This is a genomic window from Sporomusa sp., from assembly GCF_057736855.1.
In genome coordinates this window covers 1-3,050 of sequence record NZ_JBYKYF010000336.1, presented here as the reverse complement: position 1 = coordinate 3,050, position 3,050 = coordinate 1, and the positions used below count along the sequence as shown (strand labels likewise).

Below are 3,050 nucleotides of genomic sequence, written 5' to 3'. Positions count from 1 at the left end.
GAAGGCTTAGTCATTGACAAAGGCATAAGTTTTGCCGATTTAAAGGGAACCTTGGAGCTATTTTGTAAAGAAATTTTTGGTAATAGAGTTCATGTACGATTCCGTCCCAGCTTTTTTCCGTTTACTGAACCAAGTGCTGAAGTCGATATCTCTTGTGTTATGTGTGAGGGAAAAGGCTGTCGGGTATGCTCAGGTACTGGCTGGTTGGAAATCTTAGGTTCTGGCATGGTTCACCCGCGTGTACTTGAGATGAGTAATTTTGATCCAGCTAAAGTTAGCGGTTTTGCCTTTGGTATGGGCGTAGAGCGTATCGCGATGCTGACTTATGGTATTGATGACCTCAGACTATTTTTTGATAATGATATGCGCTTTTTGCAGCAATTTTAAGGCAGGTAAAGGAGGAAAGTTATGAGAGCATCAATAAAATGGCTTCAAGACTATGTAGAAATAAATGAAACACCGGAAAAACTGGCAGACATGCTGACAATGGCTGGTATTCCTGTCGAGGCTATTGAAAAGTTAGGTGAGAATATATCCGGCGTGGTTACAGGCAAGGTGCTTGAAATCACTCCCCATCCTAATGCTGACAAACTATCAATATGTAAAGTTGATATTGGTACCGAAGTGGTTACCATTGTAACCGGAGCTACCAATGTCCAGCAAAATCATATCGTTCCTGTCGCTACAGTAGGAGCTACTTTACCGAATGGAATGCGTATTAAGCCTTCGAAATTGCGGGGCGTGTTATCTAATGGCATGTTATGCTCCACAGAAGAACTGGGTATTGATAACAAACTGGTATCTCCTGAGGAGCGAAACGGCATTTTTATTCTTTCTCCAGATACTGAAGTCGGTGTTGATATTCGTACCGCTCTGGGACTTGATGACGTTGTGCTTGTGTTTGAACTTACCGCTAATAGAGCAGATTGTTTTAGCATTCTTGGCATTGCTCGGGAGATTGCAGCACTAACTGGTGCTACGTTGAAAAAGCCAATGCTCAACCTAAAGGAAGCAGGTACTGAAAAGGCTAGTAATATGACAACCATCCAAATAAAAGATTCTAGTCTTTGTTCGCGGTTTGCTGCTAGGGTTTTAACAAATGTAAATGTAGGTCCATCACCTGCTTGGATACAGCACAGAATTCGAGCTGCGGGAATGCGGCCTATTAATAATATCGTTGATGTAACTAATTTTGTTATGCTGGAATTAGGCCAGCCGTTGCATGCTTATGATTATAACTTGTTGGCGCGGCATAGTTTGATTGTTCGCAAATCCATTCCAGGTGAAAAATTGACTACATTAGATGGAATTAAACGCGAACTGGCCCCCGATATGCTGGTCATTGCTGATGCCGTACAGGCTGTTGGTATTGCAGGCGTAATGGGTGGGCTAGCTACCGAGGTTACTAACAATACACAAAATGTATTGCTAGAAGCTGCAGTTTTTAAAGGAGCAAGCATTCGGCGCACTTCGCGGGCGTTAGGACTGCGCACCGAAGCCTCTGGACGTTTTGAACGCGGTGTGGATACAGCTAATGTTATTAAGGCTCTTGATCGAGCTGCCAAATTGCTTGAAGATATGGGTGCCTGCCAAGTATGTCCGGGAGTTGTTGATGTTTATCCTGAGGTACAATTGCCCAAGCAAGTTGTATTTACGCCAGAGCAGGTTAATAGCTATCTTGGCACTAATATACCGGCAGCAACCATGATTGATATACTGAAACGTTTAGAGTTTGATGTGGATGCCGGTCAGGAAAAAATTACGGTGACTGTGCCTACCTGGCGTGGAGATGTAACCATGATGGCAGATATTTGTGAAGAAATTGCCAGGATATATGGTTATCATAATGTGCCATCCACAACGCCTGCAGGTACTATGGTACAAGGAAAGCAGGGGTATACGCAGACAATTGTTGACAAAATAAAGACTATCCTTACTGGCAGTGGTTTTTCGGAAATTATTTCATTAAGCTTTTCGCATCCGGACACTTTTGATAAACTCAACATGCCTGCCGATAGTCATCTGCGTCAAGCCATCGAAGTATTAAACCCCATAACAGATGATTTCCCCATTTTACGTACAACCTTGCTGGGTGGCATGATGGATACCATTGTCCGTAATCTTTCGCGCAAAAATGAAGACTTAAAATTATATGAAATTGGGGCAGTATATCTTCCAAAATCATTGCCATTGAACGATTTACCACAGGAACCACTAATGCTGTGTGGTGCAATGGTTGGTAAACGCCACGCGCTGGCTTGGAACCTAGGAAAAGATCTTGTTGACTTCTATGATGCCAAAGGCGCTGTCGAAGCTATCTTAGCAGGACTGGGAATTACTAACTACGTAGTAGAGACGGGAGAAAATCCGTCCTTGCATCCTGGTAAAACTGCAATCATTAAAAAAGATAGCGACATCTTGGGAGTGATTGGCGAAGTTCATCCTGCTGTTTTGGATGCCTACGAAATAACTAAGAAAGTCTATGTATTTGAGCTGAATATTGCTGTCTTAGTCAAACACGCTGCCGTTAAGCCGGAGTATAAATCATTACCCAAGTTCCCGGCCATTACTCGTGATTTAGCCGTAGTTCTCCCGGAAAACGTTCCTGTTCAGCAAGTAACCGAACTCATTACTGCGCAAGGCGGTCCTTTGCTAACTGCGGTTCAACTATTTGATGTATATACGGGGCAGCAAGTGCCAAAAGGCTTCCGCAGTCTTGCATTCTCACTCACGTTCCAAGCTAATGACCGGACACTCACTGACGCTGAGATTGATGAGCACTATAAAAACAGAGTTGTCTCACTGGAACAGACTTTTGCGGCTAAACTTCGCGAGTAATGAACTATCGTATGTTTAACTTGCCAACTGAAACAGAGGTACGGTTTGGGGGGTGGTCTGCTATCGGCTTTAGTGTACTTTGTTTACAACTATCGTAATATTACATAAAAATATGGTGAGCTTAGAAAATCATATTAATTTAAGGCAGTTATCCTGCCTCAGGCTGTCGACAAAGTATTGTCGATAGCCTTTTTATTTATTATGATCATCTG

General features: G+C 43.0%; 2 protein-coding genes. Both read left to right on the top strand.

Annotated features, from left to right (window positions below; all coding sequences use genetic code 11):
• The coding region (locus AC29Z1_RS15760) for a tRNA ligase subunit PheS family protein (RefSeq protein WP_488272407.1) at window positions 1-387 on the top strand (387 nt) is incomplete at its 5' end.
• A 21-nt stretch (window positions 388-408) separates the two neighbouring features.
• Window positions 409-2,838 carry a phenylalanine--tRNA ligase subunit beta gene (gene pheT / locus AC29Z1_RS15755; protein WP_488272406.1) on the top strand — a complete coding sequence of 810 codons (2,430 nt, stop codon included), beginning with the start codon at window positions 409-411 and terminating at the stop codon, window positions 2,836-2,838.
• The last annotated feature ends 212 nt before the right edge of the window (window positions 2,839-3,050 follow it).